At 70.6% G+C, this 13,908-nt stretch carries 16 protein-coding genes; 5 read left to right on the top strand and 11 right to left on the bottom strand.

The features are described 5' to 3' along the window. Positions 1-56: 56 nt before the first annotated feature. Positions 57-1,049, bottom strand: coding sequence for a GlxA family transcriptional regulator (locus tag NGF19_RS16070; RefSeq protein WP_252425597.1), 993 nt, complete (start codon positions 1,047-1,049; stop codon positions 57-59). Positions 1,050-1,101: 52 nt separating this feature from the next. Here NGF19_RS16070 and NGF19_RS16065 point away from each other — a divergent pair, with 52 nt between their 5' ends. After that, positions 1,102-1,497 (top strand): cupin domain-containing protein, encoded by a 396-nt coding sequence (locus NGF19_RS16065; RefSeq protein WP_252425595.1) that lies wholly within the window; start codon positions 1,102-1,104, stop codon positions 1,495-1,497. A 290-nt stretch (positions 1,498-1,787) separates the two neighbouring features. Then, positions 1,788-2,525: an alpha/beta hydrolase gene (locus NGF19_RS16060; RefSeq protein WP_252425594.1), complete on the top strand. Its 738-nt coding sequence runs from the start codon at positions 1,788-1,790 to the stop codon at positions 2,523-2,525. A 497-nt stretch (positions 2,526-3,022) separates the two neighbouring features. On the opposite strand, the gene NGF19_RS16055 is transcribed toward NGF19_RS16060, so the two are convergent. Together NGF19_RS16055 and NGF19_RS16050 are read right to left on the bottom strand one after the other, a co-directional pair. Then, complete coding sequence (locus NGF19_RS16055; protein WP_252425593.1) at positions 3,023-3,559, bottom strand: TerD family protein; 537 nt, start codon at positions 3,557-3,559, stop codon at positions 3,023-3,025. Between the two features lie 281 nt (positions 3,560-3,840). Next, on the bottom strand, positions 3,841-4,281 hold the full coding sequence (locus NGF19_RS16050; RefSeq protein WP_252425592.1) for an FAD-dependent oxidoreductase: 441 nt from the start codon (positions 4,279-4,281) through the stop codon (positions 3,841-3,843). 475 nt (positions 4,282-4,756) lie between these two features. Here NGF19_RS16050 and NGF19_RS16045 point away from each other — a divergent pair, with 475 nt between their 5' ends. Then, positions 4,757-5,200 (top strand): TIGR03668 family PPOX class F420-dependent oxidoreductase, encoded by a 444-nt coding sequence (locus NGF19_RS16045; RefSeq protein ID WP_252425590.1) that lies wholly within the window; start codon positions 4,757-4,759, stop codon positions 5,198-5,200. Positions 5,201-5,243: 43 nt separating this feature from the next. Here NGF19_RS16045 and NGF19_RS16040 read toward each other — a convergent pair whose 3' ends face one another. After that, a complete protein-coding gene (locus tag NGF19_RS16040) occupies positions 5,244-5,612 on the bottom strand; it encodes a hypothetical protein (protein ID WP_252425589.1) in 369 nt (122 codons plus the stop codon). 87 nt (positions 5,613-5,699) lie between these two features. Then, complete coding sequence (locus tag NGF19_RS16035) at positions 5,700-5,915, bottom strand: dodecin (protein ID WP_252425588.1); 216 nt, start codon at positions 5,913-5,915, stop codon at positions 5,700-5,702. A gap of 231 nt (positions 5,916-6,146) precedes the next feature. On the opposite strand from NGF19_RS16035, the gene NGF19_RS16030 reads away from it, so the two are divergent. Continuing rightward, positions 6,147-7,403: an extracellular solute-binding protein gene (locus tag NGF19_RS16030; RefSeq protein WP_252425587.1), complete on the top strand. Its 1,257-nt coding sequence runs from the start codon at positions 6,147-6,149 to the stop codon at positions 7,401-7,403. A gap of 22 nt (positions 7,404-7,425) precedes the next feature. On the opposite strand, the gene egtD is transcribed toward NGF19_RS16030, so the two are convergent. Genes egtD through egtA form a run of 4 tightly spaced genes read right to left on the bottom strand, consistent with a single transcriptional unit; the run spans position 7,426 to position 11,880 of the window. Next, positions 7,426-8,430, bottom strand: coding sequence for an L-histidine N(alpha)-methyltransferase (gene egtD / locus NGF19_RS16025; protein ID WP_252425586.1), 1,005 nt, complete (start codon positions 8,428-8,430; stop codon positions 7,426-7,428). Beyond that, complete coding sequence (gene egtC / locus NGF19_RS16020; protein ID WP_252425585.1) at positions 8,427-9,293, bottom strand: ergothioneine biosynthesis protein EgtC; 867 nt, start codon at positions 9,291-9,293, stop codon at positions 8,427-8,429. Before egtC ends, egtD begins: the two co-directional genes overlap by 4 nt. After that, a complete protein-coding gene (gene egtB, locus NGF19_RS16015; protein ID WP_252425584.1) occupies positions 9,293-10,609 on the bottom strand; it encodes an ergothioneine biosynthesis protein EgtB in 1,317 nt (438 codons plus the stop codon). Before egtB ends, egtC begins: the two co-directional genes overlap by 1 nt. Next, on the bottom strand, positions 10,606-11,880 hold the full coding sequence (gene egtA / locus NGF19_RS16010; protein ID WP_252425583.1) for an ergothioneine biosynthesis glutamate--cysteine ligase EgtA: 1,275 nt from the start codon (positions 11,878-11,880) through the stop codon (positions 10,606-10,608). Before egtA ends, egtB begins: the two co-directional genes overlap by 4 nt. Before the next feature lie 278 nt (positions 11,881-12,158). Here egtA and NGF19_RS16005 point away from each other — a divergent pair, with 278 nt between their 5' ends. Next, positions 12,159-13,007: a TIGR02452 family protein gene (locus NGF19_RS16005; RefSeq protein WP_252425581.1), complete on the top strand. Its 849-nt coding sequence runs from the start codon at positions 12,159-12,161 to the stop codon at positions 13,005-13,007. A gap of 71 nt (positions 13,008-13,078) precedes the next feature. Here NGF19_RS16005 and NGF19_RS16000 read toward each other — a convergent pair whose 3' ends face one another. Continuing rightward, positions 13,079-13,525, bottom strand: a complete 447-nt coding sequence (locus NGF19_RS16000; protein ID WP_252425580.1) for a type II toxin-antitoxin system PemK/MazF family toxin — start codon at positions 13,523-13,525, stop codon at positions 13,079-13,081. A 144-nt stretch (positions 13,526-13,669) separates the two neighbouring features. Next, complete coding sequence (locus tag NGF19_RS15995; RefSeq protein WP_372505664.1) at positions 13,670-13,861, bottom strand: antitoxin; 192 nt, start codon at positions 13,859-13,861, stop codon at positions 13,670-13,672. Positions 13,862-13,908: the final 47 nt, after the last annotated feature.

Genomic DNA, 13,908 nt, shown 5'->3' with positions numbered 1-13,908 from the left:
CTCCGGCGACAGCAGAGCTGAAGCACACGTGGTTCGTCGCAGGGCGACGTCCGCCGTCAATTCCCCTCCGGCCCGAACCGGCGCTTGTATGCCGTCGGTGTGATGCCGGTCTCGCGGCGCATCAGCGTGCGCAGATTGGCAGCGGTGCCGAGCCCGCTGCGTCGCGCGACCACCTCGAACCGGGACTCGCCTCGCTCGATCAACCGGCACGCCAGGGCAAGCCGTTCTCCCGTGAGCCACGTCAACGGCGTCGTGCCCAGTTGCGCCTGAAAGCGGCGATGCAGCGTTGCCGGACTGACCGTCGCACGTGCCGCAAGGTCAGCCACAGTGAGCGGTGAGTCCAACCGTTCCTGGGCCCAGGCCAGGACAGGCGCCAGGGACTCGTCCGGCAGGTCGGGCATGGGACGCTCCACGAACTGCCGCTGCCCACCGTCCCGTTGCGCCGCGAAGACCAGTCGCCGGCTCACGGAGTTGGCGACTTCCGCACCGTAGTCGCGGCGAACCACATGCAACCCGAGATCGAGCGCAGCCGCACTCCCTGCCGCGGTGAGGATGTCTCCGTCATCCACGAACAGCACGTCTGCTTCGAGCTGGACGGAGGGGAAGCGCGCTCGGAAGGAATCAGCCCACTGCCAGTGCGCGGTGGCCCGGCGCCCGTCGAGGACTCCGGCCTCGGCCAGTGTGAAGGCGCCGCTGCAGAAGCCGATCAGGCGGGCACCGCGGGCGTGTGCCCGGCGGACGGCATCGAGCACGGCGGGACGGCGGGGCACTTCGATGTCCGGGCGGTTGGGGACGATCAAGGTATCCGCGGTGTCGGCCGCTTTCAGGTCGGCGACTCCCGTGAGCGTGAAGAATCCGTCTCGCATCAGGGTGCGGGGCTCGGGGGAACAGAGCCTGAAGTCGTAGAGATCATGGCCGATCTCTGGTCTGCGCAGGCCGAATACCTCGGTCGCGCAGCCGAGCTCGAAGGGGTTCGAGTTCTCGTCCACGATCACGACGATCCGGTGTACGCCCGCCGCGTGAGCTGTGTGCGAGGATTCTTTCGCCATATGCAATTCCTAGCACTCACGGCGGCTATGAGAAACGGCTCAGGATGAGCCCATGAGCAGCGAACCCATCCCCCTCAGCAAGGCTCTGGCCTCCTTCGATGCCCTGTGGAGCCCCCGCATCGTCACGCGTGTCAACGACTATGACGTCCGCATCGCCAAGGTCGAGGGCGAACACATCTGGCACGTCCACGACGACACTGATGAGTTCTTCCTGGTACTCGATGGCGAACTGCACATCTCCTTGCGCGGGCCCGACGGGGAGCGCACGGTCCTGCTCCCGCAGGGGGCGGTCTTCACCGTCCCCCGAGGCACAGAGCACAAGCCGTACGCCCCGTCCGGCGCCGCGATCCTCATGTTCGAACCCACCGGAACACCGACCGTGGGCGATCGCCACGACGAGATCCCAGAGCACGTCGACTCAACGACCGGACACGCGCTCAACACCTGACCTGACACGCTTCGGACGAGGCGGTGGCCGCGGCCGGACTTGTCGCGGCGCAGTGCCCGGGAGTGAACCCGTGGAGTGTTCCGGTGCCTTGGCGTCCGGCCATCAAGGCCGCGCAAGAGACCTGTTGGCGGACCAGCGCGACCACTGTTACCTTTCCGGAGGCCGTGCGAGAAGACGAGGAGGTGGTACCCGTGAACGCAGTACCGACATGGGTGCTCCCCTCCAGGGTCACGGTCGGGCGACAGGTCGTCCGGGAGCGCCGTTCATGAGCACTCCCGAAAGGCACGACCATGCACTTCACGTCTGAACAGCGTTTCGACGACGGTGTCCTCGAGCGTGAATTCACCCTCGGCGAGATCCCCGGCATCCTGTGGACGCCCGCGTCCACGTCCGCACGTGCGCCGCTTGTCCTGATCGGCCATCCTCCGCTCGGACTGCGCAAGATGTACTCCCGGCTGGCGGAACGGGCCCGGCACTACGTGGCGGAGTACGGCTTCGCCTCGGCCACCATCGAACTGCCCGGGAGCGGTGAGCGGCCCCGTTGGGCCGCCGTCGAGCAGGCCCGCGCCGACCTGCGCCGGGCTATGGAAGCCGACGAGCCGGTCGGCGGCGAGATCATCGACGCCCTCGTCCTCCCGCTCGTCGAAAAGTCGGTCCCAGAGTGGCAGGCAGCCCTGGACGCTCTCCTGTCGCTGCCCGAGATCGGCGGCCCGGTCGGGTACGACGGGGGAGTGATCTCCATCGGCATCCGGCTGGCGATGGTCGAGCCGCGCATCGTGGCCGCCTGCTTCTTCGCCGGGAGTCTTGTGCCCGCCGCCATGTTCGAGGAGGCCCGCCAGGTCACCATTCCGCTGCAGCTCCTGCTGCAGTGGGACGATGAAAGGAACGACCGGCAGGCGGCCCTGGACCTGTTCGACGCCTTCGGCTCCAAGGAGAAGACGCTGCACGCCAATACGGGCGGGCATACCGGCGTCCCGCAGTTCGAGGTCGACGCCGGGGCCCGGTTCTTCGCCCGGCATCTGAGGTGAGCCGGGTCGTCAGACCACCAGCCGACGGTAAGCCGTGTCGGCAGGTCCCGGCGATCCCCTTCTGTCTGTGCCGCGGCCTCTGCCAACTCGGACGTTGTTGGTAAATCCGCCCCGCCGGATCTCATCCAGCGGGGCGGAGCGCTGCGAAGGGTGAGATGCGGGTACGGGCGAGCGGTCTGCCGGTGAGGCTGCACTCGCGCAGCTCCGAGCCCTCCGGCCCGCTGCATTCCCAGCAGTCCGCCACGTACTGACGGGGCATCCGCGCAGCAACTCGCCGCTGGGCGACGACAAGTCCAGCGCTACGGGTCTTCGTGCCAGGGCGCGTTCCTGGACGCCCGCCGTGCGGACCTCACCCGCACCGCCCGTCGGCGGCAGGTGCGACGAGGGATCAAGGAGCTCCCTGCGCGACCAAACTGGCCGTTGAACCCGGCTGGCGGGCGCCACCGACGCCAGGTGGGCGTCGCCTCTGGCGTGAGCCTTGGACCCGGCTCGTTGGGTCAGGTGCGGGGACGGGCTGTGCCCATCTCGGACATGAAGCCCGCCGGGTCGCTGTCGGATCCGCGGATCATCTCGTGCATTTCCCACGCGCCGGAGTCGTTTCTGGTGAACTCCGCGAGCCAGGTCGATCTCGCGTCTGCTACGCCCGAGAAGTCGTCGACGAGCAGTTCCTGGTAGCCCTCGGCGATCACCACTCCGGCGTTCGACATGTCGCCGAACGTGCGGGGCTCCGGCTCTTGATGGATGACCACCCCCACCACCACCCGTGAGTAGGCGGTGGACAGGCGGTCGAACTCCAGGGACATCACCTCGACGAACCCGAAGCCCATGCCGGTCTGGCTGTGACGGTTCATGTTGATCGTGCCGTCGGGCGAGCGGCTGTCGTAGTGCACGACGTACACCGGCCTGCCGAACGGATCGTCCACGGAGTACGTCGCGGCGACGATATCGAGATGACGCGGGGACTCACCCAGCGGGCTCGGGTCCCACTTCAGCCGTATTTCGACCTTTCCCAGCCCCTTGCCGACAACCCCCACTGGCTGTCCCCTCCCTAGACTTCGCCCGCCATGCCGAACCTCCGCACCGCTTCAAGTATGCCCTCTGGCCTGCCTCTTGATGCAGCCTTAACGTCACTGGTCCGCGGCGGCCGGCTGCTGGGCATCCCCTGTCAAGGGCGCCCGCTGGTGGGCGGCGCTCCGCAGGCGAGCTCAGTCGGGTGAGCCCTCGCCCTGCGCGCTCTCGAACGCGGCGCTTGGCGGGGGTGTCGGTGATGCCGCCGATTCGGTCTCGGGCCGCTTCGCGAGCGTCTGCGAGTCCGTCACGAGTGTTCTCCCGGGAACCTGTCTTCCTGCCGGCGCGTCTTGAGGCAAGCCGCCACCGTGTCCTCCCAGTCGATGCGGTAGCCGTGCACCGGGCCCAGCATCTTCTCCGGCCTCATGAAGGTCTTCGTCGCGATCGGTGCCATCAGTCGGAACAGCGTCCTGGCCACCGGTCCCGCCGCCTTCTGGTTGTTGGTCTTGGCAGCATCCGACGCGATCTTCTCGACCCGAGGGCGGCGCCGCCGCTCGTAGGCGGCGAAGCCGGTCGCCAGGTCAGGTAGGTCGCGTAGGCAGCGGGCCAGTTCGCCCGCGCTCTCGACCGCCAGCGAGACGCCCTGTCCCGAGCTGTTGGACGGCGCGTGCGCCGAGTCGCCGACCAGGGCCATCCGCCCCCGGTACCAGTGCGGGACGGAGGGCATGATCTCCAGCCCGGGAAGCACTCGATCTTCTCGGCCGCAGCCTCCCGCAGGATGTCCCGGGCCGGCAGGTTCTCGGCGTGCAGCTCGCGCACCCTCCGTAGCCACTCGGTGTTGCTGAACCAGCCGGTGCCGCCTCTGCGGATACCAACCGCTTGCCGCACTCGACCGGGATGCCGACCACCCGCAGCCGCTCGTTCAGTACGCGCAGGAGTTCCGAGCGCCGCATCACCCTGCCGGGTGGCAGGCCGGGCACACCGCCGAACGCGGCCAGGGTGCGGTCGCGGCCGTCCTCGATCACCATCCGCTGGATCGGCTGGCCGATCGCCCGATCGACGCGATACGCACCCGCGGACTGCCCGTGCGCAGCTCGCAGGTGCCCTCGGATCGGGGTAGAGATGGCGGGTGTCGACGCGGACGACTTGGGTGGGCTTCCGGTGACGGTGAAGAGAGCGACGCGAAGGGACTCAGGGATGTCAGGGACAGGGAGGCGGGGAAGTTGCCACGGATGAGCCTGGACGAGGCCCGGCGGCGCTTCGCCGAGGCCCGGGTCGCGCGGCTCGCGACGGTGGACGCCTCGGGGCGCCCTCACCTCGTACCCGTCGTGTTCGCACGGCGCGACGACGCCACGATCGTCATGGTCGTCGACCGCAAGCCGAAGCGCTCACCACGGCTGAAACGGCTGGACAACATCGCCGTCCACCCCGCCGTGTGCCTGCTGGCGGACGCGTACGACGAGGACTGGGCCCGCCTGTGGTGGGCACGGGCCGACGGGAGCGCGCGGACCCTGCCGCCCTACGCGCCCGAGGCGAGCGACCGGACGGTGTACGAGCGGGCGGTCGGCCTGCTGGCGGAGAAGTACCCCCAGTACCGGGACGACCCGCCGGACGGCCCGGTGGTCGAGGTCACCGTCGACCGCTGGAGTGGCTGGAGAGCCGCATGACCAGGGGTGTCGGGGTCCGTGAGACGCCTGTCGCAGCAGGCGCCTAGTAGGTTCCTTCGTCGCGCCGGTACGTCCCTTCGTCACCGCGCTGATACGCCCCTTCGTCGCCGCGCCGGTGCGCCCTGTCGTCACGTCGGAAGCGACGCCCACCGCCGTCACGGTCGCGTGAGCCGCGCGCGTCCCGGTGGCGGCGGCGCCGCGCCTTCAGGAGCGTGGCCAGGCCCAACGAGAAGAGCAAGCCCAGCGCGAGCCCGGTACAGAGCAGGGCGAGCAAGGTCATGTTGACGTACTGACCGGCGAACGACACCTGGTGCCGGGGGCCGGTCAGGTTGCTGAAGATCAAGACGGCGGCGATCGCGGCCGTGATCAGCATGAGGAGCAGTCCGATGAACCTTCTGAACATCCCAGTCATCTCCCCAGAGATCCTTATAGCCCTTGTGTATCCATACCGACATATGGGCGATAACTGCACAAGTCGAGAGGCTCGGGTGCGGACGGGTCAGTCGCCGTCCTCCAGTCGGAAGCCCACCTTCAGACCGACCTGGAAGTGGTCGATCTCCCCGTTCTCCAGATGGCCCCTGACCTGCGTGACCTCGAACCAGTCCAGGTTGCGCAGGGTTCGCGAGGCGCGGGTGATGCCGTTGCGGATCGCCTGGTCGATGCCGTCCGGCGAGCTGCCGACGATCTCGGTGACCCGATAGGTGTGGTCGGACATGCCGGCGCTCCTCTTCTCGTGGCGTGCGTCTCGCGGTTCTCCTGGCGTGCGTCTCGCGCGCCTCGCGCGTCACTCCACCGTGCCGTACGGCGAGGCGGACCGCGAGGCAACGCGACCCTTGACCCCCGGCATTGGTCCATACCAAAATCGGGGCACCCCGTACGAGCGTTGCGCTCCTCCCCCACGTCGGGCCCCCTCGCCGCTTGCCCGCAAGGCTGAACAGGACCCTCCGTGAGACATCGCCTCCTCGCCCTCGTCTGCGTATCCACGTCACTCCTCACCGCATGCTCGGTCCTCCCCGACGGCGGGCCGGGACGGCGCACGGTCACGGTGTGGCTGATGAAGGACAGCGCCTCGGCGGCGTTCCTCGACCGGTTCACCAAGGAGTTCGAGCGGACCCACGACGATCTGCGGCTCGACATCCGCATCCAGCAGTGGACCGGGATCGGCGAGAAGGTCCAGGCGGCGCTCAAGCGGGGCGACGGCGACGGCCCCGATGTCATCGAGGTAGGCAACACCCAGGTCGCGCAGTACGTGGACGGGGGCGGACTGCTCGACCTGACCCTGGAGTCGATGCGCGACTGGGGCAGGGACGACTGGCTCCCCGGACTCGCCCAGCCGGGCAGCTACCGCGGACACCAGTACGGCATCCCCTGGTACGCCGCCAACCGCGTCGTCATCTACCGCAAGGACCTCTTCGCGCAGGCCGGTATCGCCGAGCCGCCGAAGACGCGCGAGCAGTGGCTCACGGACACGGCGAAGCTCAACACCGCCGGGAACCAAGGGATCTACCTGGCGGGGCAGGACTGGTACACCCTCTCCGGCTTCATCTGGGACGAGGGCGGCGACCTGGCCAAGCAGTCCTCGGCCGGGAGATGGGAAGGCACCCTCGACACCCCCGCCGCAGCGCGCGGCATGCGGTTCTACCAGCAACTCCACGCGCTGGGCGAAGGGCCCGTGGCCGCCGACGAGGAACACCCGCCGCAGTCCGGGGTGTTCGCGAAGGGGCATGTGGCGCAGATCGTGGCCGTGCCCGGACTCGCCCAGGCCATCGTGGACAAGAACCCCGAACTCAAGGACAAGCTGGGGTACTTCCCGGTCCCCGGCAAGACGGCCGACCGGCCCGGTGCCGTCTTCACCGGCGGCTCCGACCTCGTCGTCCCCAAGAACACCGGCGACCGCCGGGCCGCCACCGCGGTCGTCGCCGCGCTCACCAGCGCCACCTGGCAGAGGGACCTGGCCCGCACGATGGACTACGTGCCCAACAAGACGACCCTGGCGGAAGCCGTCGCGGGCGAGGAGGGCGCCGCAGCCATGGCCGCGGGCGCGGCCCACGGCCGGGCGACGCCCGCCGCGCCCGCCTGGGCGGCGGTCGAGGCGGACAACCCGATCAAGACCTGGATGACCAGGGTGCTGCAGGGCGCGGACCCGGCGGTCGAGGCGACAGCCGCCTCACGCCGTATCACCCGCACCCTCGGCGAGGGATGATCGCACGGCGCGCGGGCCGTCGTCAGCGCGCCACGCTCAGGGACAACGCGAACCGTCGCTCCTCGTCCGTCCACCAGTGCGTCAAGTCCAGCCTGGCGGCGGTCAGTTCCTGACGTACGCGCTCCTCGCGGAACTTCGCCGACACCTCCGTGCGCAGGTCCTCGCCCGCCGCGAAGTCGACCGCGAGACCGAGCGCGGGGATCTTCACGGTCTGGGTCGTGCGCGAGCGCAGCCGCATCTCGATCCACTCGTGCTCGGCGTCCCACAGGGCCACATGGGTGAACGCGGCGGGGTCGAAGTCGGCGCCCAACTCGCGGTTGACGACGGTCAGGACGTTCTTGTTGAACGCGGCGGTCACCCCGGCGTCGTCGTCGTACGCGGCCACCAGGACCGACGGGTCCTTCACCAGGTCGGTGCCGAGCAGCAGGGCGTCCCCGGGCTCCAGCAGGGACCGTACGGCGGCGAGGAACGCGGCGCGCTCGGCCGGGACCAGATTGCCGATCGTGCCGCCCAGGAAGGCGACCAGGCGTGGACCGGGCGTGCCCTCCGGCAGGGTGAGGCCGGTGGTGAAGTCCGCGATGAGCGCGTGGATGTCGAGGTCCGGCCGCTCGGCGAGCAGCGCCTGCCCCGCCTGGCGCAGCGCGCTCTCGCTGACGTCGACCGGTACGTAGGAACGCAGGCCGGTGAGCGCGTCCAGCAGGTGCCTGGTCTTCTCGGAGGAGCCCGAGCCCAGCTCGACCAGGGTCCGTGCGCCGGTCGCGGCGGCGATCTCCCCGGAGCGGGCGAGCAGGATCTCCCGTTCGGCGCGCGTGGGGTAGTACTCGGGCAACTCGGTGATCTGCTCGAACAGTTCACTGCCGTACGCGTCGTAGAACCACTTCGGTGGCAGCGTCTTGAGTACGGGCCCGCCCCCGTCGTCTCCGGGGTCGAGGGACTGAGGGAGGGTGAGGCCGTGCAGGACGTCGTCGCGCAGCGCGGCGTCCGTGGCGTCGAGGGGCAGGGTGCGGGTCACGCGGAACGGGCTCACGAGCCTGACTCCTTGGGTGGTGGGGGTGGCATGGGATCGCGGGGGGCGTGGAGGTCGTGGGGGTCGTGGGGGGAGGTGCCGCCGGGGTCGGCGGCGGGGTCCTCGGCGGGGTCCTTGAGAGGGGTCAGCAGGACGTCGGTGCGGCTCGCCGTGAGCAGGGTGCGGTCGGGGACCTCCTGCCAGCGCGGGTCGTCGTCGTAGGGCTCGGAGGCCACGACGACGGCGGGCTCCCCGAATCCGGGGTCGGTGAGGTACCAGAGGGTGTCGCCCCAGGCGGTCGCCGCGATCGTCTCGCCGTCGGTGAGCAGCAGGACGAGCCGGGAGCCGGGGGCCGCCGCGGCCACCTCCTGCACCGTGTCGGCCAGCGCCTGTCCCTCCTGGTCACCGTCGCGCAGACGGTGCAGCAGCAACGCCCAGATGAACGCCGCGTCACAGCGCGCCTCCAGCGACAGCAGGTCGACCGGGGGCAGCGACCGGGTGAGCGCGGCCATCGAACGGGGCCATCCGGTGACGGCCCCGTTGTGGCTGAACAGCCAGGGGCCCGCGGCGAACGGCGCCGCCGCGGCCTCCCCGTCGGCGCCGCCCACGGTCGCGTCCCGTACGGCGCCGAGGAAGGCACCGGAGCGGACGACACGGGCCAGATCGGCGAAGGACTGGTCGCCCCACAGGGGGCCGGACCGGCGGTAACGAGCCGGTACCGGGTCTCCCTGCGCATACCAACCGACGCCGAAACCATCGGCGTTGACGGTCCCGTGGCGCTGCCGCCGCGGGGCCCACGCCTGGCGGTAGAGGCTGTGCGGCGGTTCCACGAGAAGCCGCCCCAGCGGCTCCTCGGGTCCCAGGTACGCGAGATGACGGCACATCAGGCGTCCCGTGCCGTTCGGAATCCGGAGAAGATCTGCCGCCGGACCGGATAGTCCCAGTTACGGAACGTGCCCCGGCAGGCCACCGGGTCCACGGCGAACGAACCGCCCCGCAGCACCTTGTACTCCGGCCCGAAGAACACCTCGGAGTACTCCTTGTACGGAAAGGCGGTGAACCCCGGGTACGGCAACAGGTCGCTCGCTGTCCACTCCCACACGTCACCCATCAACTGCCGCGCCCCCAGCGGTGATTCCCCGGCCGGGTAACTTCCTGCGGGCGCGGGGCGCAGATGCCGCTGACCGAGGTTGGCGTGCTCGGGCGTCGGGTCGGCGTCGCCCCAGGGGTAGCGTCGGGAGCGGCCCGTCTCCGGGTCGTGGCGGGCCGCCTTCTCCCACTCGGCCTCGGTGGGCAGCCGACGCCCCGCCCAGCGCGCATACGCGTCCGCCTCGTACCAACACACGTGCAGCACCGGCTCATCGGGCGGTACGACCTCGGTGACGCCGAACCGTCGCCGCAGCCACTGTGCGCCCTCGCGGCGCCAGAACAGCGGTGCCCGAAGGCCGTGCGCGCGGACATGGTCCCAGCCCTCCGGGGTCCACCAGCGTGCGTCGTCGTAGCCCCCGTCCTCGATGAAGGCCTGGTAGGCGGCGTTCGTCACGGGGGTGGTGTCGATGTGGAAGGCCGGGACCGCGCGCTGGTGCGCGGGGCGTTCGTTGTCCAGCGCCCAGGGCTCGGTGGAGGTGCCCATGGTGAACGGGCCGCCGGGCACGAGGACTTCGGCCGGGCCGGAGTACGCGGGCGCGGGCGCGGGGTCCGGCGCGGTGAGCACCTGCGGCCCCTTGCGAAGCTGATGGGTGATCAACATCGTCTCGTCGTGCTGCTGTTCGTGCTGGGCGATCATGCCGAAGGCGAACCCCGCCTCCGTCAGCCGCCGCCCCTGGAGCGGTGTGCTCTCCAGCACGTCCAGGGCACGGCCGCGCACCTCGGCCGCGTAGCGGCGGGCTTCGTCGGGCGGCAGCAGCGGCAGGGAGGGCCGCTCGGCGCGCGGATGCTCGAAGGCGTCGTACAGTCCGTCGATCTCGGGCCGCATCGCCGCCCGCCCCGCGACCGTGCGCAGCAGCCACAGCTCCTCCTGGTTGCCGATGTGCGCGAGGTCCCAGACCAGCGGTGACATCAACGGCGAGTGCTGGGCCACGAGATCGGGTTCGTCGACGCAGGTGGTCAGCAGCGCGGTGCGGGCACGGGCCGTGGTGAGCGCGTCCAGGGCCCGCTCGCGCAGGGCGTCCGGGTCGAACGGCGACGTCTCGTCGGTCATGTGCGGATGTCCTTCCCGTAGACCCTGGGCAGCAGATCGTCGGCGGGGCAGCGGCCCCGGGCCACATAGCGGTCGGTGAACTCCAGGACGGCGCCAAGGACTTCACCGGTCGCGCCGAGCCGGGGCAGCGCCTCGATCGCGGCGGTGAAGCAGAGGGCGGCGACCTCGTGCAGCTCGGGGTCGGTCAGGCCGTCGCGCGCGGCGGCGACCCACAGCGGATTGCCCGGGGGAGGCTGTGAAGCGGCCCGCTCCGCAAGGCGTTTGACCGCCCGGTAGGCGGTCTCGGCCGCCTCGGGGTCGTCGAAGAGCGCGGCCGTCACGGCGAGCGGCACGACCCATCCGTCGTCGCCCGGCTGGGCGTCGATCATACGGAGTTCGAGATGGCCGCGGGGCCGGACGGGCGGGAACAGGGTCGTCAGGTGGTAGTCCAGGTCGCCGCGGCCCGGAGGGCGGGCGGAGCGGGTCCAGGCCCGGAAGGTCATGCCCTCCGGCACCCGCCACGGCCCGCTCTCGGCCCGGACGCACATCACCGGTGCGTCCAGCACATGCCGGGCCCAGGAGCCGCGTGGGTCGCCGTTCATGCGCGGCGCGCAGGAGCGCCCCGGTTCCATGGCCGCCCACAGGGACTGCCGTGTCGAGCGCCAGCCCGTCGGGAGGCCCCGGGCCACGGGGGAGTTGGCGAACGCGGCGACCAGCACCGCGCCCAGATGGTGTGCCAGCCACCAGCGCCGCCCGTACCCGAGCGGCCCCGGCTCCTCGTATCCCGCGTCCAGACAGACCTGGACGGAGGCGGAGGAGCACATCATGCACCGGCCCTCGGGACCGGTGCGGTCGAGGTAGCTCTCCATGGCGTCGTAGCGCGGCTCGCGAAGGTAGCGGCGCGGGGGGTTCCAGGGATCGTGGCCGTAGCCGCTGAGACCGAGCCCCGCGGTGCGGAGCAGGGTGCGGACGGCGTCGAGGTCGGCGGAGACGGACCCGACGCACTCCATCAGGGAGGCGGCCGGAGCGGAACTCAGCTCCAACTGGCCGCCGGGTTCGATCGTGAGCGCCGAACTCAGGGGCAGGGTCCGCAGCGCCGTGTAGGCCGCTTCGAGACGTTCGGACGGGACCGGGAGCCGCGGGTCACGCAGCTCATGGACGAACCACTCCACTTCGACACCGAGTCGGCGGGGCGGTCCGGTCTTGAAACAGATGCCGTGGATCAGCGCCTCCACCTCGGCCTCGGTGACGGCGGAGCGGGACTCCGTACTGTCACTCACCGCATCGGACATGTCAGGGATCCTCCTGAGATTCCACGATGTCGCCGACCCGCGGTCGGATGCGCCGGGCCGGTGTCGCCCGTCCACCCAAGGCCCTCGTACGGAATCCGACAAGGGTGCGCAGTGTGCGTTCCCAGCGACCCGGCCGCTGTTCAGCCGGTCCCGGAACGGCGGTCACCGGACGGGGAAACTCCGTTGCGACGCAGGACCAGCATCGCTCACCATGCGTGCATGAGCACGATGGGGGAGGTCGCGCACGGCGGCCTCACGGCGCCCACGGGGGTGGCGCCGTGAGCGCACGCCTGCGCGGGATCGCACAGCAGACACAGGAGATCGTCGAGGCGGGCGGCTACCGCAGGTCCGACGGGCGTACGGTGCCTCTCGCGGCGGCGGTCGAGGCCGCCCGCGCGGGCACTCGGATGTTCGGGCCGGGCCCGGTCCCCGTGCCGCGGATCGGGCCGCGGACCGCGGTCGTCACGGCCTTCGAGGTCACCGGGGAGAGCAGTCTGGAAGCGGCCCACCGCCTCGTCACCCGATCGAGTGATCCGGTGGCCGTGCTGAACTTCGCCTCCGCTCGCAACCCCGGCGGCGGCTTCCTCAACGGGGCGCAGGCGCAGGAGGAGGCCCTGTGCCGGGCCTCCGCGCTGTACGCGTGCGTCCGTGAGGCGCGGGAGTTCTACGACCACCACCGCGAGCACCGCGACCCGTTCTACACGGACCGTGTCATCCATTCACCCGCCGTCCCCGTCTTCCGCGACGACCGCGGGAACCTGCTCGACACGCCGTACGAGGTCGGCTTCCTGACCGCCGCGGCACCGAACGCGGGCGTCGTACGGCAGAAGAGACCGGACCGTGTGGCAGAAGTGCCGCGCACCCTCGCGGCCCGCGCCGAACGCGTCCTGGAGACAGCGGCTGCCTGTGGCTACGGACGGCTGGTGCTCGGCGCCTGGGGCTGCGGCGTGTTCCGGAACGACCCGGCGCAGGTGGCCGGGGCGTTCCATGAACTGCTGGTCGGGGGACGGTTCGAGGGCTGCTTCGAGGAGGTCGTCTTCGCCGTCCTGGACCGCACGCGAGGGACGACGACACGCGCCGCGTTCGAACGCGTATTCGCCAAGGTGGGCGCGTCGATACCCGGCTGAACCGATACCCGGCTGAACCCCGACCGTCCTCGGACCTGAGGCCTCAGACCTCAGGCCTCGGACCTCAGGCCTCAGTTCCAGCCGTACCGCTCCCGCAGCCGCTGCCGCACGAGGTCGAACCGCATCCGGTCCAGGGCGCACGCCTCCCGCCGCATACCGCCGTCGTGCAGACGCAGTACGCGGTCGACGTCCACCCAGGAGTCGCGCCCCGTCCGGTCCCAGGGCCCACTGCCGATCGGCACGTAGTCCCGCTCGCCGTCATGCCGCTTGCTGGTCAACTGCACGGCGAGCAGCGTCCCGGCGGCCTCCCGGGCGACCACGAGCACCGGACGGTCCTTGCCGCGCCCGTCGTTCTCCTCGAACGGCACCCAGGTCCACACGATCTCACCGGGGTCGGGATCGCCGTCGTGCGAGGGGGAGTACTCGGTCCGTACGCGGCCCACGTCCCGCGGGTCGGCCTCGGTGGTCGCGGACGAGCCGTAGCGGCCGGGGATGTCTTCATCGGTAAAGGCAGTCACGCGGCTCCACGGTAGAGCCTCGCCCGCGCATCGCGAAGACCGGGTCGGCGTGCCGTACGACGACAGCGGCGTCAACCCGCCCCGCGGGCACGGCCGTTGCCGAGACGACGACCGGTGCCCGATCCGTGCTGCCCGGGTTCGGGTCTACTGGGGCGGGGTGTCGTCCTGCTGCGACCGCATCCGGTCCTGGGCCGTCTGCTCGCCCTGGTCGATCTGATCCGAGTACCTGCCCTGGGTCCTGTCGTCGATGTAGTCGCCGCCCTTGTCGATGCCCCTGCTCTCCTGTTCCTCGTGGCCCTTCAGCAGATGCCTGAGCTTGTCCATCACAGACATCATGTCCTCCTTGGTGGGTCTGCCCCCTGCCTCCAGAATCGCGGTCCCGT

The organism is Streptomyces macrolidinus (assembly GCF_023887685.1).
In the GTDB taxonomy this organism is placed as follows: domain Bacteria; phylum Actinomycetota; class Actinomycetes; order Streptomycetales; family Streptomycetaceae; genus Streptomyces; species Streptomyces macrolidinus.
This window is presented reverse-complemented; position numbering and strand designations above follow the sequence as displayed.

Coding starts and splice junctions, on each gene's coding strand:
- NGF19_RS16070 (WP_252425597.1), bottom strand. CDS start 1,049: ATGGCGAAAGAATCCTCGCACACAGCTCACGCGGCGGGCGTACACCGG.
- NGF19_RS16040 (WP_252425589.1), bottom strand. CDS start 5,612: ATGACTGGGATGTTCAGAAGGTTCATCGGACTGCTCCTCATGCTGATC.
- egtA (WP_252425583.1), bottom strand. CDS start 11,880: ATGTCCGATGCGGTGAGTGACAGTACGGAGTCCCGCTCCGCCGTCACC.
- egtB (WP_252425584.1), bottom strand. CDS start 10,609: ATGACCGACGAGACGTCGCCGTTCGACCCGGACGCCCTGCGCGAGCGG.
- NGF19_RS16060 (WP_252425594.1), top strand. CDS start 1,788: ATGCACTTCACGTCTGAACAGCGTTTCGACGACGGTGTCCTCGAGCGT.
- NGF19_RS16065 (WP_252425595.1), top strand. CDS start 1,102: ATGAGCAGCGAACCCATCCCCCTCAGCAAGGCTCTGGCCTCCTTCGAT.
- NGF19_RS16035 (WP_252425588.1), bottom strand. CDS start 5,915: ATGTCCGACCACACCTATCGGGTCACCGAGATCGTCGGCAGCTCGCCG.
- egtC (WP_252425585.1), bottom strand. CDS start 9,293: ATGTGCCGTCATCTCGCGTACCTGGGACCCGAGGAGCCGCTGGGGCGG.
- NGF19_RS15995 (WP_372505664.1), bottom strand. CDS start 13,861: ATGATGTCTGTGATGGACAAGCTCAGGCATCTGCTGAAGGGCCACGAG.